The organism is Chryseobacterium daecheongense, assembly GCF_003729955.1.
Classification (GTDB): domain Bacteria; phylum Bacteroidota; class Bacteroidia; order Flavobacteriales; family Weeksellaceae; genus Chryseobacterium; species Chryseobacterium daecheongense.
In genome coordinates, this window is record NZ_RJTX01000005.1 from 1 (window position 1) to 902 (window position 902).

The window sequence follows — 902 nt, forward strand, 5'->3', positions numbered from 1 at the left end:
AATTCTTCTCCTCTTTCATTTAAGGAAATCAGCCATAAGTCAGTTCCTTCTTCTATTCCCGTGGTTTTGTTTCCAGATCTTTCTGATCTTGATTCTCCACCAATCACATATCCTGTAGAAGTTAAAGCAAGGGTTCTTATATGATCATCTGCTTTTCCGCCATAGTTCTTTTCCCATTCCACTTTTCCGTCTTTACTGAGCTTGATGATCCAGTAATCGCCTTCACCATAGTTCTCTGTTTTCTTTGAACCTCCAATTGTACTTCTTGAATAAATACCTAATAAAGCTCCGCCATCTTTAGTAGGAATCATTTTCTCCACTTCATCGAGTCCTTTTCCTCCTAAGATGAGTTCTGAAGTCTGTTTTCCTGTTTTATCCAATCTGATGATCCAGATATCTTTAGAACCAAATCCTTGGGCTGAGTTCTGAACATTTCCTGCTACAAAGTAGCCTAAGTCTGTAGTTTGAATCACCGCTCTGGCTTCTTCATCGGAGGCAGTTCCTAAAGTTTTCTGCCACTGTTCTTCTCCAAATTCATTGATTTTGATGAGCCACAGATCAGATCCTCCTTTAGATTCTTCCTTTTTATCCACTGCTTTTCCTGAATAGGAAGTTCCAGCCAGAAGAAAACCTCCTTCCTGGGTATTCACTGCAGCGGAAAGGAAATCATGATTCTGTCCTGAAAAGTATTTTTCCCAGACTTCTTCACCTTGTTGGTTGAGTTTAACCAAATGGAAATCGTAACCGTTATTCTGTTTGCTTTCTGTTTGTTTGGAAGCCTGAATACTGCTTCCAGAGATAAGATACTGTCCGTCAATGGTAGTGGTTACCTGTGAAAGAAAATCCTGGGTAGTGGATTTGATGTCTTTCTGCCACAATACATTTTGAGAATACAGCACAGC

General features: G+C 39.9%; 1 pseudogene. It reads right to left on the bottom strand.

Annotated features, from left to right (window positions below):
- A pseudogene (locus EGI05_RS17860) lies at positions 1 to 899 on the bottom strand (T9SS type A sorting domain-containing protein); the annotation flags it as partial.
- Between the last annotated feature and the right edge of the window lie 3 nt (positions 900 to 902).